The following is a 19997-nucleotide window of genomic DNA, read 5'->3' as shown; positions in this document are numbered from 1 at the left end:
ATCCGAAATCGGCATCATCGCAGAGCCAATGATCCCAAACGCATGTTCAATACCATGCATCTGCAAAACCTTAACAAAGGCCTCTTCCGTCGTCATCTTCATAGGGGTGTTTCCTTATCTTCGGAACGCCAAAGCGTTGGTAAATTACAGTATTTCGTCTCGGAGGTAATAGCCGACATAGGCTATACGCTGACCCAGGCGGCGGAAGGGTGTCAGGATACCATGGCTGGGCAGCGGGGACGTGAAGATCGGCAGGGCAAAGGCCTTGTCTTTCTTGCCCGCAATCAGCTGTGCCATACGACGCCCGGCCTGAGCCGAGTACATCACGCCGTTGCCACCATATCCCATCGCGTAGAACACGCGCTGTTCCGGGTCCGGCTGGAAGATACGCGGCATCATATCGTGGCTGACATCGACCCAGCCCCACCACGAATAGTCGAGGTTGATATCCGTCAGCGCCGGGAACTTCCGGGCGAGGCCCTTTTTCAGAAGCTCCAGATGTCTTTCGTTCTCGGCGTCTCGTCCTGTTACCGCGCTGCGGCTGCCGATCTGCATCCGGTTGTCGGGCAACAAACGATAGTAGTGGCGCAAGGTGCGGGTGTCCGTCAGGGGTGATTTGGTCTGAATGCCACACTCATCCAGTTCGGCCTGGGTCAGCGGCCGTGTCACCATCGAGTTCGACAGGATGGGCATCAGGCGGTGCTTTGTGCGCGTGTTCAGACCCGGTGGGGTATAGCCCGCGGTTGCCAGGGCCACGGTTTTGGCGCGGACGATGCCGCCCGGTGTGCGCAGGTGATGCACGCCGCTCTTCGTCTGCCATCCCATGACCGGGCTGCCAGTGTGAATTTTCACCCCCAGACGGCGCGCCATGTTGACGTAGCCGAACGCCAGTTTACCCGCATGGATGCAGGTCCCGTCAGGTTCCCACATGGCACCTGCGGCCTCCATATCGCGCACGTGCTTTTCGTGCAGTTCTTCCCGAGAGAGGATGCGCGAACCATAGCCGAACACATCGTTGAGCAGCTTGCTCTCTTTCTTGAGGGACGGCATGACCTTGTCGCGATGCGCGATGTAGTAGTGGCCACCCGGCTGGGGGTCGCAATCGATATCGTCGGACGCAATCAGATCGTTGAACAGCTGAAACGCTTCAGTGACCTCGGCATGCATGCGCTTGGCCACGTCCGTTCCCCACCGTTCGATCCATTGCGACCGCTTGAGCCGCCCGGATGAAATCTGGGCCTGCCCGCCATTGCGGGTGGAGCAGCCCCATGAGACGGTATTTGCTTCTAAAACAACGGCTTGAATGCCGTGTTCCTTGGCAAGATGGATGGCGGTGGACAGGCCGGTATACCCCGATCCGATCACCACCACATCTGCATCCATATCGCTGGACACAGGTCCATCATCGGCCGGAGGTGTTCCGGCCGTTCCAATCCAATACGTGGGCGCGTGGTCGCGATTGTGACCCGGACCCGCATCAATGATCGGGTCATATTTGGGGTCATAGCTGGCCTTGGGCCAGTGACGCGGGATGCTGTTATCCACCATTCTTGTTTTTCTCCGAGGCTGCGCGCAGGGCGGCGGATCAGGCTTTGAACATTGGGCGCGCTTTGCGAAGCGCCTGTTTTACAATGATTTTACCGTCACGAACGGTGAACAGATCTGCACCTTCGGCTTCGATCCGCATTCCGTTTGCGTCGGTTCCCGAGAAGGTCCACTCGGATACGGCACGATCACCGTGGACAAAGTGGCTGTGATGGTCCCAATGGGCGTCTTTCATGCCTGCCCAGACGCCCGAAAACGCGGCGGCGATGGCTTCGGCACCTTCAACCTTGTTGCCATATTTCTCGTCACCGGCCACGGTGTAGAACACGCAGTCGTCGGCGAAGTGGGTCATCACGCCGTCGATGTCGTGGCGGTTGAACGCGTCGAACGTGTCCGCCAGGTCCTGCGCGGTCAGGGTTTTGTTCATTTTGTACTTCCTTGTCAGTGGGGTTGTTACATTTCGTCCGGGTTCGGAACGATCAGTGTCGGGATCCTGGAGCGCCGCAAAACGCGTTTTGCGACCGTGCCCAGGAAGGTGTGCGAAAAGCCGTGATCATGCGCGCCCAATACGATCAGGTCGCAACCCAGTTCGACCGAGCGGCGCAGGATCACTTCTGCCGGATGGCCGTCAGTCACCTCGACCGAGGTGACCTGATCGCGAATTTTCCCGTCGTCGCCGTCGAACTGCGCCCAGAACTTGGCTTGCCGTTCGGCCAGAACCTTGCGCACCATCTCGTGACGACGCTCAATGGCGGTCTTGCGGGTCTCTTCGTTCATGATGAAGATTTCCATCGTGATCTTGGCGTCGTCCGACAGGGGTTCATTCACGTGCAACACGTGAATCTCCGCCCCGGTGGCCTGCGCGATGCTTGCGGCATGGCGCATGGCGTGACCCGAGTTTTCGGACAGGTCGGTGGCAAACAGGATGTTGGAGACCATCTGTTTCATGTCGTCATCCTTTCAGATCAGTAGCCAAACAGCCGTGGGAGCCACAGCGACAGTTCAGGGAAGAAGGCGATTATGAAGATCGCCACCGTGTTTGCCGCCGCAAAAGGCAGCGCGCGCAACGAGATCTGTTCGATCGAGATGTTCGAGATACCCGATGCGATGAACAGGTTCTCGCCCAGCGGCGGGGTCTGGAACCCGATGCCCAGCGTACAGACCATCACCACGCCAAAGTGGATCGGATCGATACCCACCGAATAGGCCACCGGCAGCATTACCGGAACAAGGATCAGGATGGTGGCCAGTGTTTCCATGAACATGCCGACGAACAGCAGGAAGAAGATGATCAGCGCCCAGATCACATAGAGGTTGTCGGTGAAGCTGAGCATCGAATCTGCGATGATCGCCGGGATCTGGTTTTCCACCAAAAGACGTCCGAACACCGTAGCGGTGAACAGGATCAGCAGGACGCGACCGGTCAGCCATGTGGTGGCTTCAAGCGACTGGAACAGCGACTGCCAGGTCAGTTCGCGATAGATGACTACCCCCACGAACAGGGTATAGAAGATCGCGACGATTGCAGCCTCGGTCGGGGTGAAGAAGCCGGTATAGATACCGCCCAGGATCACCAGCGGCGCCATCAAAGACCAGAACCCGCGATACATTTCGCAGCCTACATGGCGGATCGACCAGCCTTCGGCGACGCCTTTGTAGCCGCGCTTTTTCGACATGAAGTAGTTCAGGATCAGAAGGCTAGTGGCGATCAGGAAGGCGGGTACGAACCCGGCAATGAACAGTTTCGAAATCGAAACCGACTGGAAGGTGCCGAATTTCTCGACCGCTTCGGGTGGCGGGGCCATACCGAGCGCGGCAATGCCGAAGATCACCATCGGGATCGAGGGAGGAATGATAATCCCGAGGCCGCCAGAGGACGCAGTGATCGCCGAGGCATAGCCGCGCTCATAGCCGCGGTCGATCATTGCCGGGATCATCAGCATCCCAACAGCCGCGGTTGTTGCCGGGCCCGAGCCCGAAATTGCACCAAAGAACAGACAGGCCATGACCGTTGCGGCCGAGATACCACCGGTGAAAGGACCGGCCAGACTTTCGGCAACGTTGATCAGGCGTTTTGAGATACCGGCAGCCTCCATCAAGGCCCCGGCGAGGATAAAGGCTGGCAGCGCCATCAGCGGAAACGAGCCCACGGATGTAAAGGCGATCTGCACGAATTTGATCGGGTTATCGCCCAGATAGAGAAACGAGATCAGCGACGCGACACCCAGCGCCACCGTGATCGGCGCGCCAATGAGCAGCAAGAACAGAAATGATCCAAACAGGACCGTGACAATTTCGGATTCCATGATTTAACCCCCTGCCCTTAGGATTTCTTTGCTGCTTCGGTCGCAGCTTTGATTTCGTCGAGGTCGATCTGGTCGGGATCGTGAATGTCCTCGCCTTTGACAAGGCGGCGGTAATTCACCTGAATGATGCGGAAGGTCATCAGCGCAAATGCGATGGGCAGCACCATGTAGATATACTTCATCTCGATGCCCAGTGTCTGGGATTTCCAGAACTTGTTCATCTTGTTGAAAACAAAGTCTGTCGCCAGATAGAGGAAGTAGACATTGAAGAAGAGCCAGAAGAGGTCGGCAAAGGCTTCGACATATTTGATCGACCCGTCAGGCAGGAATTTGAACTGGAACGTCACGCGGTTATGCGCCCCTTTCAGGGCGGCGTAACTTGCACCGAAATAGACGAACCATACGAACATGTAGACCGAGAGTTCTTCGATCCAGCTGACCGAAAAGCCGAAGACCTCGCGCGCGATGATCTGCACGAACAAAAGGCAGACAAAGCCGGATAAGAGTATCCGGCAGATGACACTTTCTATGTTGTCCAGAAATTTCCAGAACATGTGGTTTCACTCCTCCCTGAGATGAGAAGAGCGCCGTGGCGCTCTTCCCGGTATCGCTCTGCGGCGATTATTGCTGCACCGGCTCGCGGCCGATGGCTTCCAGAACGGTGTTCAGTTTTTCGACGCCACCGATGGAGTCGTAGAACTGGGGCCATACGGCACCGGTCGCCAGTTCGATGAACTCGGCTTCGTCGTTTTCGGGATCGATGATCTCCATGCCTTTGGCGGTCAGCTCTTCCTTGATGGCGGCTTCGGAATCCCGCAGGAATTGTGCGGATGCCAGGGTGGCTTCTTGTCCTGCTTCAAGGAGGATTGCCTGATCTTCTGCGGACAGGTCCTGGAAGACCGCTTCTGAAACGATCAGCGGTTCAATCGAGAAGATGTAGCGCAGGTTGGTGACGTGGTCCTGAACCTCGTAGAACTTCATCGCGTTGATGGTCAGGTAAGGGTTGTCCTGCCCGTCGACCACCTTGGTTTGCAGACCGGTGAAGGTTTCCGACCATGCCATCGGCGTCGGGTTGATACCCCATGCCTTGTAGGTTTCGATCATGATCTCGTTCTTGGGAACGCGGATGACCAGATCCTGAAGGTCAGCAACCGATTTGACCGGTTTTTTCGAGTTGGTCAGGCGGCGGAAACCGGTATAGGTCCAGCCGATGATGCGTACTCCGGCATCACGGATGGTGTTTTCGACCAGTTCCTGACCGATTGGGCCCTGGGTCAGCTTTTCGGCATCTTCCAGGCTGAGGATCACGTAAGGCAGCGTGAAAACACCGACCGAAGGCGAGAACGGCGTGATGTTGTTGATCGCCAGCAGAGACATATCCAGCGTGCCGATCGCTGCCTCGTTCACGGTGTCCTGTTCGGACCCCAGCTGACCGTTCAGAAACAGCGTTGCGGTGTGGGCACCGCCCGATTTCTCTTCCAGCGCCTTGACGAAGGCGATGCCCAGAGCTTCCTGTGCGCTTCCTGCGCTATCGCCCACCGCGATCTTGAAGTTCTTCGCATCAGCCGTGCCCGCAACCATCAGTGCAGCAACGGAAACGGCGGCGCTGATGGTGCCAAGCTTTTTGATAAATGACATGGATGTCCTCCCATTTGTCGTGTTTCGAGGTGCGCGATGGCCTGGGGAGAAGGTGGCCAGTCCGATTCTGCCTCGGCCACAAGAGGCTATCTTGCCAACATGGTTTCGTCGTTGTTAATATTTGCATGAAAGGTTTCACAAATGTCGAACTTATAATATGAGACAAAACCCACTGGCCACCCGCATCGGGGACACGGACATCCGCCTTCTTCGGGTTTTCAAAACCGTTGCGGAAAGCGGAGGGTTTTCAGCGGCGGAAAATGAGCTCAACATCGGGAAGTCAACAATCTCGAAACACATATCGGATCTGGAGCTGCGGCTGGACTTGAAGCTGTGCAACCGTGGCCCGGCGGGTTTTTCCCTGACTGAAGACGGCGAAAAAGTGCTGGCCGCGACAGAAGACCTGCTGATTTCGGTTTCTCAGTTCAGAACCGAAGTCAACGAGATCAAGCAGCAACTGGCAGGAAGTATCCGCGTGGCGTTGTTCGATCAGTGTACCACGAACCCAGAAGCGCGCCTTGCCCGCGCCATTCACAGGTTCAACGAAGCCGCCCCTGCCATCCAGATCGAGTTGTCGATCGAACCGCCCAACGTCATTGAGACCATGGTTATCAGCGGGCAGCTGGATGTCGGGATCATCGCCCTGCACCGCCCCTCGGCAAGCCTGCATTATGCGCCACTTTATGGGGAAAACATGTTTCTGTATTGCGGGCAGGACAATCCGTTGTTCAGCCAGTCCGCTGACACGCTGAGTTTGCGGGACATTCAGGCGTACAACTATGCGGGTCTGAACGTGAATTCGCCCAACCTGATCTATGGCCAGCAACTGGGGTTTCGGCGCGCTGCCAAAGTGCAAAACGAGCAGGCTCTTGCAATTCTTATTCTGTCAGGCAGCTATCTGGGCTTTCTTCCGGACCATCTGGCGCAGGAATTTGTCGAACAGGGGCTTATGAGGCAGGTGATGCCGCAGGAAATCAAATACAGAACGCGCTTTGCGGCGGTGACACGGAAACATCCGGATCCGACACGTGCGGCCAAGCTGTTTCTGGAAACCCTGCTGAGCGTTCATTCCGACGTGCCCTGAGCCCGGCCTCGCCGCCTGTTTGCGCGTGGCACCCCGCAAGAGAATTTGTTCACCGAAGGCATGCGCCAACCGGGTGCGCGCGGCCACGCTTGTCCTGTCCACTCGGGCGTAAGGCATGAGGAAAATGGGTCGAAAACGTCTGATTGAAAACAAGTTTGACTTGGCAATTCCAGTTTGATTTCAATCAGCAAAGACCATCACCTCTTGCCCCCAGACAACCGGAGAGCCGCATGTCATCCGACCCTGTTGCCGCATTGCGCACTCAAACCGATCACGAGGCGCTATCATGAGCCGTGATGCCTTGCTGCAACCTTATCAGCTAAAGCACCTGACGCTGAAAAACCGGATCATGACAACCAGTCATGAACCCGCCTATCCCGAAGATGGGATGCCGACGGAACGCTATCGTGCCTATCACGAGGTACGGGCCAAAGCAGGGGTTGCGATGACGATGACGGCGGGGTCGGCCGTTGTCAGCCGCGACAGCCCGCCTGCGTTCAACAATATCCTGGCTTACAAGGACGAGGTGGTCCGCTGGATGGCGGAGCTGACGGATGCCTGCCATGCCCATGGCTGTGCGGTGATGATCCAGCTGACCCATCTGGGGCGGCGCACGGGCTGGAACAAGGGTGACTGGCTGCCATCCCTGTCGCCGTCGCACGACCGGGAACCGGCGCACCGGGCCTTTGCCAAGAAGATGGAAGATTTCGACATCGCGCGGATTGTGACCGATTACGCCGATGCTGCCGAACGGATGCAGGCCGCCGGGCTGGATGGAATTGAATTGCAGGCCTATGGCCATCTGATCGATCAGTTCTGGTCGCCGATGACCAATCGGATGGACGCGCCTTTTGGGGGCAATCTGGACAACCGGTTGCGCTTTGGCTTCATGGTTCTGGATGCAATCCGCGACCGCGTCGGGCGCGATTTCATCATAGGGGTCCGTTACACCGCCGACGAGGTGGAAAAGGGCGGCATCACCGAAGCGGAAGGGCTGGAGATTGCCCGAAGGCTGCGTGACAGTGGTCAGGTCGATTTCCTGAACATTATTCGCGGGCGTATTCATACCGACCCGGCCATGACGGACGTGATCCCGGTTCAGGGCATGAAAAGCGCACCCCATCTGGATTTCGCCGGGCGCGTCCGGGCCGAGGTTGGGATGCCGACCTTTCACGCCGCGCGCATTCCCGATGTGGCAACGGCGCGGCATGCGGTGGCCTCGGGCCTGCTGGACATGGTCGGCATGACCCGCGCACATATGGCCGATCCGATGATCGTTGCCAAAATCCGGGCCGGACGGGAAGAGGACATCCGGCCTTGCGTTGGCGCCACCTACTGTCTTGACCGCATTTATCAGGCGGGTGAGGCGCTGTGCATCCACAACCCGGCCACCGGGCGCGAATTGTCGATGCCGCATGTGATCCCCGCCGCTGAAACGCGCCGCCGCGCGGTGATTGTGGGCGCAGGCCCCGGCGGGCTTGAGGCGGCGCGGGTCGCGGCCGAGCGCGGGCATGACGTCACCGTTCTTGAGGCCGCGCCCGAACCCGGCGGTCAGGTGCGGCTGACCGCGCAATCCCGACGCCGGGCCGAGATGATCGGGATCATCGACTGGCGCATGGCCCAATGCGCGGCGCGCGACGTTACATTTCGGTTCAACACCTTTGCGTACGCCGATGCTGTAACCGCGCTTGCGCCGGATATGGTGGTGATCGCAACCGGCGGGTTGCCCGAGGTGACGGTTCTGGAAACGGGCAACGATCTGGCGGTTACTGCCTGGGATATCCTGACCGGTGATGTGCGCCCCGGCGACAATGTCCTTATCTATGACGATGCGGGGGATCACCCGGCCCTGATGGCGGCTGAGGCTATCGCGCAGGCAGGGGGGCGGGTAGAAATCATGACCCGCGACCGCAGTTTTGCCCCCGAAATCATGGGGATGAACCTGGTGCCCTATATGCGGGCCCTGCAAAAGACCGGAGCCGTGTTTACAGTCGCCCGGACGCTGAAATCACTGGTGCGATCAGGCAACCAGCTGGAGGCAGCCATTGGAACGGATTACTCGGACCTGATAGAAAAGCGCCTGTATGATCAGGTGGTTGTCAATCAGGGTGTTTTGCCGCTGGATGATCTGTACTTCGACCTGAAACCGCTGTCGCGCAACCTGGGCGCCGTGGATTATGAAGCGCTGGTCGGCGGGTCCGGCCCCGTGTTTCCGCAATCTGTCCCAGAGGCGGGGTTTGATCTGTACCGGATCGGCGATGCCGTTTCATCACGCAACACGCATGCCGCCATTTATGATGCGCTGCGCTTGGGGCTTCGGTGGTGAGATCATTGAAGCAAACCTCGGCCAAGCACACCACAAACAGCTTTTCACCTGACAGTCAGTCAAAGGACCGGACATGAGCAACACAGAGGTCATCGAAACCGTTTGGATCCCCATGCCGGACGGCGCAAGGCTTGCGGCACGGCTTTGGCTGCCCCGCTCGGCCCGAACGACGCCTGTTCCCTGTGTTCTGGAATACATTCCCTATCGCCGCCGGGATCGCACCCGGATGCGGGATGAAAGCATGCATCCGCATTTCGCCGCAGCAGGCTATGCGTCGATCCGGGTGGATATCCGCGGTTATGGTGACAGCGATGGGATTCCCGAAGACGAGTATTCGCATCAGGAGATTCAGGACGGGCACGACATCATCCAGTGGATTGCCGATCAGGACTGGTGCGACGGAAATGTCGGAATGTTCGGAAAAAGCTGGGGGGCGTATAACGCCTTTCAGGTGGCGGCGACCCGCCCACCAGCGCTGAAGGCGATTGCGCCGGTGATGGGAACGGATGACCGCTGGCGCGAGGATATTCACTTTTACGGCGGCTGTCTGGCCAATGACAATTTCTGGTGGGGCTCGATCATGCAGCTGTATAATGCCATGCCGCCCGACCCCGAGATTGTGGGCGCGGATCGCTGGATCGACATGTGGCGCGCACGGTTGGAGGGGGTCGAATTCTGGCCCGCCAAGTGGCTGGAACATCAGACCCATGATGACATGTGGCGGCGCGGCTCGATCTGCGAAAACTATGCGAATGTCGATGTGCCGGTGTATTTCTTTGGCGGATGGATGGACCTGTATCGCGACACGCCGTTCCGCATTGCGGAACACCTGAGCGGGCCGGTCAAGATCCTGATGGGCCCTTGGGCGCATCTGTATCCGCAAGAAGGGGTGCCGGGGCCCCGGGTCGATTTCGTCGGCGAGGTGATCCGGTTCTGGGACCATTGGCTGAAGGGGATCGACACCGGCCTGATGGACGAGCTACCCTTGCGGTTTTTCCTGCAAGACAGTGCCGCCCCGTCCGGGACACATGTGCACCGCGAAGGGCAGTGGATCGAGGAGCCGAGCTGGCCATCGCCAAATGTCCAAGACCAGCCCTTGTGGCTGAATGACGGAACGCTGGACGCCTCCGCCGGGTCGGGCGGGGAGATGGCGGTTTGTTCGCCACAGAATTTCGGGGCCGCAGCGGGCGACATGTGTTCCTTTGCAATACCCGGAGATATGGCAGCGGATTGCCGGATCGAGGCCGCAGGGGCGCTGCAATTCAAAGCAGAGCCCTTGGAAAAGCCCATAGATATTCTGGGCCAGCCCTCGGTAGACCTGACTGTTTCTGCCGATCGGACGCAGGGTTTCGTTGCGGCCCTGCTGGTGGATGAGGCCCCGGATGGCGCGCAGACATTGATTGCTCGCGGGTTCTGCAACCTGACGCACCGGATCAGCGACATTGAACCGGTGCCGATTATACCCGGCGAAGACATGCGCGTGACTGTCCCGCTTTATGGAATCGGTTATCGGGTGTTGGCGGGTCATCGCATCGTTCTGCAAATCGCGTCTGCCTATTGGCCGGTTCTGTGGCCAGCGCCCGAGCCGGTTACACTGACGATCCGACCCGGCACATCGCGGCTGATCCTGCCCGTGCGCAGCCTGCGAGATGACGCGCCAGCCCCACGCCCTCTGCCCGAACCTCAGCGTCCTGACGTCGCCCCGCGGAAGACAAACGTCCGCTCCGGGTCGATGGAGCGTTCGGTCCACACCGATCTGACCAATGGTGAGGTGACACACAGGTATTTCCTTGACGGGGGTGTCTTTGGGCCGGTGGGCGATATTCGCCTTGACGATATCGGCACGGTGCTGAGCGATATGTCGGATCGACGCTATACCATCCAGCCGGGTGATCCGTTGTCGGCAGTGGCCACAATGGAGCAAACCGCCGGTTTCGACCGCGAAGGGTGGTCAGCCAAGATCTGGACCCATTCCGAACAAAGGGCGACAGCGACCGAATTTCACCTGACCGCTCGCCTAAAGGCGTGGTCGGGTGCCGATCTGATCTTTGAGGACGAACAGTCTTATGTCATCCCCCGCAACGGGATGTAGGCGCAGAATGGTTTACAGACCCGCCATCTTGAGGTGTGTGGGTTCACCGGATCGAAACTGTTCAGGGCGCTCATCCGGGGACAACGTGCATCAATCGGGACCGATCTTTGAGCGGGATTGCAAAACCCTGTAGCAATGGCACAAGGAAGAAGGATGCCTGCCTGCGGCCATAACGACCATACGACGATGCTGCTGGGCGCGGACGATGATAGATGAGGGCCCCCTGCACGCGGACGATTATGATTTCAACGACGCGCTGCTGCCATTGGGGGCAAATCTGTGGGCCGAACTGGTGCGGCAACGTCTGCCAGTTCCCACCTGAATGCGCGGGTCGATCCTTGGATTTTCCGGGTCGCCCGCTCAGGTCGCCTCAAACATTCGCCCACGGATGCCGGACTTTTCCAGAATGATCAGCGTGCAGCTTCGGTGGACACGCGTGCCGAACCCGACCATTCAGCACCGGATGCGCCGGTCAGGAACCCATCGCTTAGCCTTATACCGGGATCGGCGGCGCGCAGCGCATGTTCCAGATCGCCCCTGCCAAGCTGACCATCCAGCCGCTGTCGGTAGAGGGCACACAGCCTTGGGAACCCCTGAGATTGCGGCGACAGTCGCAGGGCCGAGACGCCCGCGCTTTGCAGCAACTCGACCTGATGGTCCGTGCAGGCATAGCTGTCTGACAAGGTCTGCACGCCGTTCATGGCCATGAATGGTTGTCCATCGCCGGTCAGCACATCCAGCCCGTCGGGGTCGTTTTCGCAGGCAAACTGGCAGTTGTCTTTGCTGCGCCCATGCAGGCGCGCGTGGTAACACCGGCCGGAGATGGCCAATGGCAGGCGACCGTGGCCCCAAACCTCGACCGCGACACCCAGACTGGCGGCGGCTTGTGCCAGAACCCTGACCGAGGCGATTGGCAGTTCCGGTGGCAGGCAAATGCGGCGCGCGCCACGTGACGCCAGCCATACCAATGTGCCTTCGTTATAGACATTGATCAGGGGTCCGACATCGAAAGCCGTGTTCTGGGGCAGATGCGCCAGCGCGGTCAGGTCGTTGATCTCGACCGTGACCCCCAGATCCGCCAGATCGGCGGTCAGCTTGCGTTCACGCTTGAGCGTCACCAGAGCAAGACTGGTCAGCGCAACCTGTTTGCCAGCCTCAACCAGTCGGGTAATCGCGTCGGGGATCCGGTCCTGATAAAACGGCAGGCGCTTGGAACAAACCAGCTCGCCCAGCACGATGCGATCGACGGAGGCATGGGCCAGATCCCCATAAAAAGACATCCAGTTCTCGGCGGGCCAGAAAAACTGGTTGGGGCCAACGGTCAGTTCCATCACGCTATCTCCAGGTCTTTTTGTATGCGCCGGTTGTCATGGCCTGCCCTTCGGACAAACGGGCCAACATCCCCTCGGGCAGAGGGCGCCCGGCCTCAAGCGCGTCGACAGCGGCACGGAAGTTCCGAACCACCTGCGCAACGTAGGATTTCGAGCGCTGGCGCCCTTCGATCTTCAGCGCAGTGACACCGGCCTTCTGCAATTGCGGGATCAGTCGTTCCGCGTTCAGGCTGACCGGGTCTTCGAACAGGTGGCCCGTCTTTTCACCTGCGGAAAAGCACCCTTTGCACAATGTCGGATAGGGTGCAGGCTGGTTTCGTTCGACCCGGTGGATCAGGTAGCCACCCAGACGGGTGTTCAACGCGCCCTTGTCGTTCTGGTATTCGACATGGCTGGCGGGCGAACAGACGCCATTCATGTTCGGAGACAGCCCGGTGGCATAAGAGGACAGCGAACAGCGACCTTCGGCCATCACACAAAGCCCGCCGAACACAAAAACCTCGGTCTCGACTTCTGTTTCGGCGTTGATGGCGGCGATTTCGGGAACCGACAGCACGCGCGGCAGGACCACGCGTTTGACGCCGAAGGTTTCGGCATAGAAGTTGATCACATCGGCATTGGCGGCTGCGGCCTGCACGGACAGGTGCCTGCGCAGCCCCGGATGGTTGCGCGCAGCATAATCCAGCAACCCTATATCGGCGAGGATCACGGCATCCGCGCCGCAGGTTTCCGCATCGGCCACCGCGCGGTGCCAGATTGCTTCGCTGCCGGCGCGGGGAAACGTGTTGATCGCAACCAGCACCCTGGCCCCGTGGTCATGGGCAACGGCAACGCCCGCGCGCATTTCGGCCCGGTCGAAGTTCAGACCGGGAAAGTTGCGCGCATTGGTTTCATCATTGAAGCCGCAATAGACCGTATGCGCCCCGGCCTTGACGGCTGCGCGCAAGGCGGCGGGCGTTCCTGCCGGGCAGACGATTTCCATTACCATAGTACAGCGTCTTCCGGTCGGGCCAGGTACAGGCCGGTTCGACGTTCCACCAACGCGATGAGCTGCTTGAGCGGGCGCGCAAGCGGGCCGGAGAGGGCTTCGACCTCGTGCGCGAGGTCCAGTTCCGCGTCGTCGATTGCATTGCGTAGCGCCAGCGCCGCAGCCGTATCGCCCTCGACCACCAGATCACGTGAGAAGAACAGCGCATCGCCGTCAAACGCGCCGTGAACCAGCCCAAGAAGGGCCGCCAGAGGGCCGGAAATACGCGCAACCCCTGTCCCGCCGCGCCGGGTCAGTGTCACCTTTGGGGCACCGCCATTCGGATTCAGCAGCAGGACAACAGGCAGATCGGTCGGATCAAGAACGAAAACTGATCTTCCGTATACGCCAAGCCGTTGAAACATTTCCGGGTTTTTCTTTGCGATCCGGCGCGTGAAGACCGTCAGCGACAGCGACAAGGGGGCAAGCGGGGCTATCCGAAGCGTGACCGCCAAAGCCGCCGGGCAGCGCGGTATCGGGTTCTCAGGAACGGGCAACGAGACCTCCTGCTGTCTCAACATTGTGACCTTGGATGCCTTCCTAGGACGATCGCGGCAGGGGTGACTTGACGGTTGTCAATTCGACCCCTCGCTTTCGTTGCTAGAGGGTGGACACCACCGTCGGAGCAACCCCATTCGCACCCTGCCGCAATATCCCAGCCTTCGGCATTTTCTGAAATGGTGCGAGGACACCGGACAGTTCAGGCGCATCCCTGATCCGGTTTCCGTACGCCATCAGATGACCGCTGTTCACCGCGCCGTGCTTGAGGCGGGCGGACCGGTTCTGCAATTTGACCACCCGACAGACGTGTCCACTGATCGGCTCGATACCCCGGTCGTTGTCAACCTGTTCGGAACGGCAGAGCGGGTTGCTGCCGGGCTGGGTGTCACACCCGACGGGCTGGACGATCTGGGCGCCTTTCTGGCCGCGCTGCGAGCCCCGACGCCGCCGGACGGGGTGCGGGACGCGCTGGCCAGATGGCCGATGCTGAAGGCGGCCCTGTCGACCCGGCCGAAACTGGTCAGAACGGCCCCGGTTCAAAGCGTCTGCCACAGCGGGGCGGATGTGGACCTGACAGCGCTGCCGGTCCAGACACACTGGCCCGGTGATGTGGGGCCGCTGATCACATGGCCCGTGGTCCTTACCCGGCCCTACGGCAGCGATGCAAACGCGGCGCAAGGCTATAACGCGGGGGTTTACCGTGTTCAGGTGCTGGACCGGAACCGTGTCATCATGCGCTGGCTGCCCCATCGCGGCGGCGCGGCGCATCACCGAAGCTGGGCGAGGTGCGCCGAAAAGATGCCCGTCGCCATTGTGCTGGGCGCAAACCCCGCGACGCTGTTGTCGGCGGCCTTGCCCTTGCCAGAGGCGGTATCCGAGCTGACATTTGCCGGTGCCCTGAACCAGAAGCGCCCACATCTGATCCCGGCCAGAACCATCCCCCTGCTGGTCCCTGCAGATGCCGAGATTGTTCTGGAAGGTTGGGTTTCACCAAGCGAAACCGCCCCCGAGGGGCCTTTTGGGGATCACACCGGCTATTACAACCCGGCTGAGCCCTTTCCGGTGATGCAGGTCAGCGCTGTCACCCATCGGGACACGCCGCTGTATCTTTCGACCTATACCGGGCGGCCACCGGACGAGCCGTCGATCATTGGCGAGGTGTTCAACCGCCTGGCCCTGCCGACCATCCGTGCGCAGATCCCCGAAATCCACGATCTTTGGCTGCCGCCCGCCGCCTGTTCCTATCGTATGGCAATCGTTGCCATCGACAAACGATATCCGGGGCAGGCCCGGCGCGTAATGATGGCCCTGTGGGGAATGCTTCCGCAATTCAGCTATACGAAAATGATCATCGCGGTCGATGCGGATATCGATCCGCGAAACTGGGAGGATATTGCCTGGGCGCTTGCCACACGCATGGACCCGGGCCGGGATGTGATGGTGCTGGACAGGACACCTATGGATTATCTGGATTTCGCATCGCCCGAACCCGGTCTGGCCGGAAAAATCGGCATCGACGCCACGACGAAACTGGGCAGTGAAACGCAGCGGGAATGGGGGACGGTGATGCACACTGCGGATGCCGATCACGCCTTTGCGGAAGACCTTGTAAACCGATTGATGCCGGAGCTGAGAGCATGACAAACGCCCGTGTTGTTCTGGGGGTATCCGGTGCGTCGGGCGCGGCGTTGGGCCTTGCCGTGGCCCGGTGTCTGGCGTCATCGGATATCGAGACCGATCTTGTGGTCAGCGCTGCCGGGATGCGGACCCTTGCGCAGGAATGCGGCCCGGACGCTTTGCCAAACCTGCGGCAACTGGTGACGCGGCATCACCCGAGCGCTGATATCGGTGCCAGCATTGCGTCCGGGTCGGTTCCAGTATCCGGCATGATCGTTGCGCCCTGCTCCATGCGAACGCTTGCCGCGATTGCGCATGGGCTAGACGATAACCTGCTGACGCGCGCCGCCAGTGTTCAGCTCAAGGAACGCAGGCCGTTGGTTTTACTGACACGTGAAGCGCCGCTGACGCTGGCCCATTTGCGCAACATGACGGCGGCGGCAGAAATGGGGGCCATCATCCTGCCCCCGGTTCCTGCGTTTTATCTGAAGCCCGACACCCTGATGGATATCGTGTCCCAGATCGCCGCACGCGCAGTGGACTGCCTGCGCATTTGTGAGCCGGTGGCACAAGAGTGGCGCCCGCAATGCGCTGGTGGGTGAGTTCGGACGCCTCCGGCGGGAGTATTTGGAAAAAGATGAAGTCGCCTGAAGTGCCGGGACGAGGCATCTTTTGGAGCGTCTTATTGGCCTTGCTTGCCTGTAGACAGGATTTGAGCGTCAACACCGCAGTCTGGCGCCCGTCGGGTCAAACGGTGCCTCGGCCAGTACGCGCGCCTTGTGCGGTTTGCCGATGACCTGAATGACCACCTCATCGCCCGGCTGTGCCCTGTTTGGGTTGCGGAACCCCAGCGCCAGCGATTTCCCGACCGAATAGCCGAACGCCCCCGACGTGACACGACCCACGGGCGCGCCGTCGGGGGTAAAGATCGGCTCACCCCCGGTTGCGTCGGCATCTGCGGTCACATCCAGTTCGAAGACGGACAGCACCTCGCGCGCGGGGTTGTCCTTGACGGACAGATAGGCGTTTTTGTGCAGGAAATCCTTGTCCAGCTTGATCAGGCCGGCCAGCCCGACCTCTTGCGGCCAGTATTCCTGAGAAAACTCTCGACCCCACGAGCCATAGCCCTTTTCGATCCGCAGCGCCCCCAGCGCGCGCCCGCCCACCGGACCGCCACCACAGTCTTTGGCGGCCTCAAGCAGGGCGGTGTAGAGCGCCACCTGATCCCCCTCGGCGCAGTGCAGTTCCCAGCCCAGATCGCCGGTAAAGCTGACCCGGATGGCCACGCATTCGACGCCGTCGACCGTGATTTTCTGCGACCGCATGAAGCGGAACGCCTCGTTCGACAGATCGGCATTGGTCAGGCGTGCCAGCGCTTCGCGTGACCTGGGGCCTGCGATGTTGAACCCTGCGATGCGGTCGGTGGCGACCTCAAGAGTTGTGCCCTCGGGCATTTCCACCATTTGAAAGAAGCGCTGATGATAGCGTTCGGCCATGCCTGACCCGATCATCATGTATTCATCCTCGGCCAGCTTGGTGATGGTGAAATCGCCCGCCACGCCACCGCGAACCGAGATCAGCGGCGTCAGACAGCTGCGCCCCACTTCGGCAGGCACCCGATTGGCCACCAGACGGTCCAGCCAGTCATGGGCACCGGGGCCCTTGATCACGTAATTGGCGAAGTTCGAAATGTCGATCAGGCCCACGCTGTCGCGCAGCATCTGCACCTCTCGGCCCACGGGCTTCCACCAGTTCTGGCGGGTAAAGCCGGTGGTCTCTTCCACCTCGGGCTCATCGGCGAACCAGAGCGGATGTTCCCAGCCGCAATTGAGGCCAAAGACGCAGCCCATCTGCTTCTGCATCTCATAGGCGGGGCGCACACGGGCCGGACGGCCTGCGCTGCGTTCCTCGTTGGGGAAATGGATCTTGAAGCGGTGGGTGTACGCATCCTGAACACGGGCCTTGGTGAATGCCTTGTCGGCCCAATCGCCAAACCGGGCCAGATCCCAGGCGAACATGTCATATTGCGGCTCGCCCTCGATCATCCATTGCGCCGCCAGCAGACCCAACCCCCCGGATTGCGAGAAACCGGGGATCAGGCCGCCGCAGAGGAAATAGTTCTTCAGCTCGGGCACCGGCCCCCACAGCATGTTGGCGTCGGGCGACCAGATCATCGGCCCGTTGATCACGCGTTTCACCCCGGCAGTGGCCGCGACCGGCACGCGTTCGGTGGCGCGGATGACGTTTTCCATGATCCGGTCCAGATCGTCGGGGAACAGATCATGCGCGAAGTCGAGCGGCGTGCCGTCCTCGGCCCAGAACTTCATATCTTTCTCATAGGCCCCGATCAGAAGGCCGTTGCCCTCCTGTCGGAAGTAATATTCGCCGTCGCGGTCAGCGATTGAGGGCAGACGGCGCCCCAGGCTGGCGACCTCGTCGATGCTTTCGGTCACGAAATACTGATGCTCGGTCGGTTGCAGCGGCAGGGTCAGACCCGCCAGCGCCGCCACCTCGCGCCCCCAGAGACCGGCGGCGTTGACAACCCACTGGGTGTGAATGTCGCCTTTTGGCGTGCGCACGATCCAGCTGCCGTCGGGTTGTTGTTCGGTTCCCGTCACCGGGCAGAACCGTTCGATGGTGGCCCCCATGGCGCGGGCCCCGGCGGCATAGGCGTGCGGCACGCCCGACGGGTCGACATTGCCGCCATCGGGTTCATACATGATGCAGCGGATGTCATCGAACTGCGCCAGCGGGTGCAGTTCCTTGGCTTCTTCACGGCTGACTTCGTAGAAGTTCAGACCATAAAACCGGGCTTTCGCCTCTTGCAGGCGCAGCTGGTGCTCACGCTCTTCGGTCTGGGCCAGATAGAGCGAGCCGGGCTGGAATACGCCGCAGCTTTGGCCGGTTTCCTGTTCCAGCTGTTTATACAGATTCATCGTATAGTGCTGGATGCGGGTGATGTTGTTGTTGTCGTGCAGCCCGTGGATATTCGCCGCTGCGTGCCAGGTCGAGCCGGAGGTCAACTCATTCCGTTCCAGCAGGACAACGTCGGTCCAGCCAAGCTTGGCCAGATGGTACAGGATCGAACAGCCCGCAAGGCCCCCTCCGATCACAACAGCTTGTGCATGAGTTTTCATGAGTGCATGTCCCTTGGTCCGCCGTAGCTCAGGCGGCGATTTCTTTCATGACAGCCAGAAATCTGGCGACTTCGCCGATTGAGTTGTAGTGGCACATCGAGACCCGGACGCAGGCGTCATAACCCAGCGGTGTCAATATGTTGCCAGAGTAATGGTCGGCCTTGCGCAAATGGGTGCGAATACCTTCATCGTTCAGCCGTTTGACGACATCTGCCGAGGCCACACCCTGAACGCGCAGCGACACCAGCCCTTCGCGAGCGGGGTTGTCGGCACCGCCCAGAATCGTGACCTTCTCCATCTCGGCCAGACCGCTCAGGTTGCCGGTGCCGTGGATCATCGCGTCGGTCAGTGCCTTTTCCTGCGCGTGGATGGCTTCGCCCGCTGCCAGAAATCTGGCACGCCGGTCGGTGGCGTCGCTGACCTGACTGCCAAGCCATTCGAAGTAAGACACAACGTCGGACATGGTCGCATAGGCCCCTGTATCGCGCGTGCCCATTTCCCAGTTATCTGCCGGACCGTCCAACAGGGCATTGTGTTCAAGCCGCGTCAGCCGGTCGGAAATCCACGCAACGCCGTAGCCATGGCGCGAAAACACCTTGTAGGGCGAGATCACGTAGCCGTCGACGTCATACGCGCTGAGGTCGATCTGGCCATGGGCGGCGTGCTGGATGCCATCGACAATGATGAAACAGTCTGGCGCCACGGCGCGGATCGCCTGCGAAACAGCGGCCACATCGACGCCCATGCCCGTCACCGGTGAGGTGTGCAGGATTGTCGCCACTTTGGTGTCGGGGGTGACGGCCGCAGCATAGGCGTCGGCTGTCACGGTGCCGGTATCGTCATCGTGGGGCACCAGCACATGGGTCTGCCCGGCGATGCGAGCCCAGCGATCACAGGCTGACCGTGTGGCGGGGTGTTCCAGTGTCGACCCAAGCACAATCCCCGGACCGGTTCCCAGACAGGCGTTCATGATCAGCCGGAACAGAAGTTCGGTGCCGCTTTCACCGACAAAGAACTGACCACCGGGTGCATTCATGAAATCCCGCATATCGGCCTTGGCCGCGTTGATCGTGGCAACCAGCGCATGAGACCCCGGATTGTCGCGCCCCTGATTGTCGGGGATGGCGGCGTGACGTGCCGAGCTGTCCAGCACGGATTTCAGTGTCAAAGCGCCACCGGCGTTTTCGAAAAATACCCGCTCGCCCTGTTCGGGGCAGTGATCGATCTGGGCAAAACGGTCGCGGATCTGGTTCAGCAGGTTTTTCGAAATTTGGCTCATGAAAAGCGGCACCTTTTTGTGTTGTGAACGTTTGATGTTTCAGACAAGCCTAAGATGGTTTCCCCGCGGGGCAGGCCAATTTCCCGTGACTGTGCGGCTGGTTCAACATGTACT

Annotated in this window: 16 protein-coding genes; 5 read left to right on the top strand and 11 right to left on the bottom strand. The window is 60.2% G+C overall.

The window, feature by feature from the left end; all coding sequences use genetic code 11:
• Positions 1 to 144: 144 nt before the first annotated feature.
• From ACR0AP_RS19355 to ACR0AP_RS19330, 6 genes are all read right to left on the bottom strand, one after another.
• The gene (locus ACR0AP_RS19355; RefSeq protein ID WP_480508723.1) at positions 145 to 1548 is read right to left on the bottom strand and encodes an NAD(P)/FAD-dependent oxidoreductase; all 1404 of its coding nucleotides are present in this window, start codon (positions 1546 to 1548) and stop codon (positions 145 to 147) included.
• A gap of 37 nt (positions 1549 to 1585) precedes the next feature.
• Positions 1586 to 1972 carry a nuclear transport factor 2 family protein gene (locus tag ACR0AP_RS19350; RefSeq protein ID WP_480477499.1) on the bottom strand — a complete coding sequence of 129 codons (387 nt, stop codon included), beginning with the start codon at positions 1970 to 1972 and terminating at the stop codon, positions 1586 to 1588.
• Between the two features lie 26 nt (positions 1973 to 1998).
• Positions 1999 to 2493, bottom strand: coding sequence for a universal stress protein (locus ACR0AP_RS19345; RefSeq protein WP_480496051.1), 495 nt, complete (start codon positions 2491 to 2493; stop codon positions 1999 to 2001).
• 17 nt (positions 2494 to 2510) lie between these two features.
• Complete coding sequence (locus ACR0AP_RS19340; protein WP_480496053.1) at positions 2511 to 3851, bottom strand: TRAP transporter large permease; 1341 nt, start codon at positions 3849 to 3851, stop codon at positions 2511 to 2513.
• 17 nt (positions 3852 to 3868) lie between these two features.
• Complete coding sequence (locus ACR0AP_RS19335; protein WP_480508721.1) at positions 3869 to 4405, bottom strand: TRAP transporter small permease; 537 nt, start codon at positions 4403 to 4405, stop codon at positions 3869 to 3871.
• A gap of 67 nt (positions 4406 to 4472) precedes the next feature.
• Complete coding sequence (locus tag ACR0AP_RS19330; protein ID WP_267366014.1) at positions 4473 to 5489, bottom strand: TRAP transporter substrate-binding protein; 1017 nt, start codon at positions 5487 to 5489, stop codon at positions 4473 to 4475.
• Between the two features lie 157 nt (positions 5490 to 5646).
• On the opposite strand from ACR0AP_RS19330, the gene ACR0AP_RS19325 reads away from it, so the two are divergent.
• The 3 genes from ACR0AP_RS19325 (at position 5647) to ACR0AP_RS19315 (ending at position 10991) form a co-directional block, all read left to right on the top strand.
• On the top strand, positions 5647 to 6573 hold the full coding sequence (locus ACR0AP_RS19325; RefSeq protein WP_480508719.1) for a LysR family transcriptional regulator: 927 nt from the start codon (positions 5647 to 5649) through the stop codon (positions 6571 to 6573).
• A gap of 286 nt (positions 6574 to 6859) precedes the next feature.
• Positions 6860 to 8899: an oxidoreductase gene (locus ACR0AP_RS19320; RefSeq protein WP_480508717.1), complete on the top strand. Its 2040-nt coding sequence runs from the start codon at positions 6860 to 6862 to the stop codon at positions 8897 to 8899.
• A 73-nt stretch (positions 8900 to 8972) separates the two neighbouring features.
• Positions 8973 to 10991, top strand: coding sequence for a CocE/NonD family hydrolase (locus tag ACR0AP_RS19315; RefSeq protein ID WP_480508715.1), 2019 nt, complete (start codon positions 8973 to 8975; stop codon positions 10989 to 10991).
• A 410-nt stretch (positions 10992 to 11401) separates the two neighbouring features.
• Here ACR0AP_RS19315 and ubiV read toward each other — a convergent pair whose 3' ends face one another.
• Genes ubiV through ubiT form a run of 3 tightly spaced genes read right to left on the bottom strand, consistent with a single transcriptional unit; the run spans position 11402 to position 13846 of the window.
• The gene (gene ubiV / locus ACR0AP_RS19310) at positions 11402 to 12322 is read right to left on the bottom strand and encodes a ubiquinone anaerobic biosynthesis protein UbiV (protein WP_480508713.1); all 921 of its coding nucleotides are present in this window, start codon (positions 12320 to 12322) and stop codon (positions 11402 to 11404) included.
• Between the two features lie 4 nt (positions 12323 to 12326).
• Positions 12327 to 13304 carry a ubiquinone anaerobic biosynthesis protein UbiU gene (gene ubiU, locus ACR0AP_RS19305; protein WP_480508729.1) on the bottom strand — a complete coding sequence of 326 codons (978 nt, stop codon included), beginning with the start codon at positions 13302 to 13304 and terminating at the stop codon, positions 12327 to 12329.
• Positions 13304 to 13846, bottom strand: a complete 543-nt coding sequence (ubiT, locus tag ACR0AP_RS19300; RefSeq protein ID WP_480508711.1) for a ubiquinone anaerobic biosynthesis accessory factor UbiT — start codon at positions 13844 to 13846, stop codon at positions 13304 to 13306. The genes ubiU and ubiT overlap by 1 nt, the downstream gene beginning before the upstream one ends.
• Before the next feature lie 136 nt (positions 13847 to 13982).
• Here ubiT and ACR0AP_RS19295 point away from each other — a divergent pair, with 136 nt between their 5' ends.
• Complete coding sequence (locus ACR0AP_RS19295; RefSeq protein ID WP_480508727.1) at positions 13983 to 15491, top strand: UbiD family decarboxylase; 1509 nt, start codon at positions 13983 to 13985, stop codon at positions 15489 to 15491.
• The gene (locus tag ACR0AP_RS19290) at positions 15488 to 16069 is read left to right on the top strand and encodes a UbiX family flavin prenyltransferase (RefSeq protein WP_480508708.1); all 582 of its coding nucleotides are present in this window, start codon (positions 15488 to 15490) and stop codon (positions 16067 to 16069) included. The genes ACR0AP_RS19295 and ACR0AP_RS19290 overlap by 4 nt, the downstream gene beginning before the upstream one ends.
• Positions 16070 to 16186: 117 nt before the next feature.
• On the opposite strand, the gene ACR0AP_RS19285 is transcribed toward ACR0AP_RS19290, so the two are convergent.
• Positions 16187 to 18604: a GcvT family protein gene (locus ACR0AP_RS19285; RefSeq protein ID WP_480508707.1), complete on the bottom strand. Its 2418-nt coding sequence runs from the start codon at positions 18602 to 18604 to the stop codon at positions 16187 to 16189.
• Between the two features lie 28 nt (positions 18605 to 18632).
• Positions 18633 to 19883 (bottom strand): aminotransferase class V-fold PLP-dependent enzyme, encoded by a 1251-nt coding sequence (locus ACR0AP_RS19280; protein WP_480508705.1) that lies wholly within the window; start codon positions 19881 to 19883, stop codon positions 18633 to 18635.
• Between the last annotated feature and the right edge of the window lie 114 nt (positions 19884 to 19997).

Source organism: Ruegeria sp. AF7, assembly GCF_056541885.1.
Note: the sequence above shows the minus strand (reverse complement) of the source record. Positions and strands in the feature narration are given on the sequence as shown.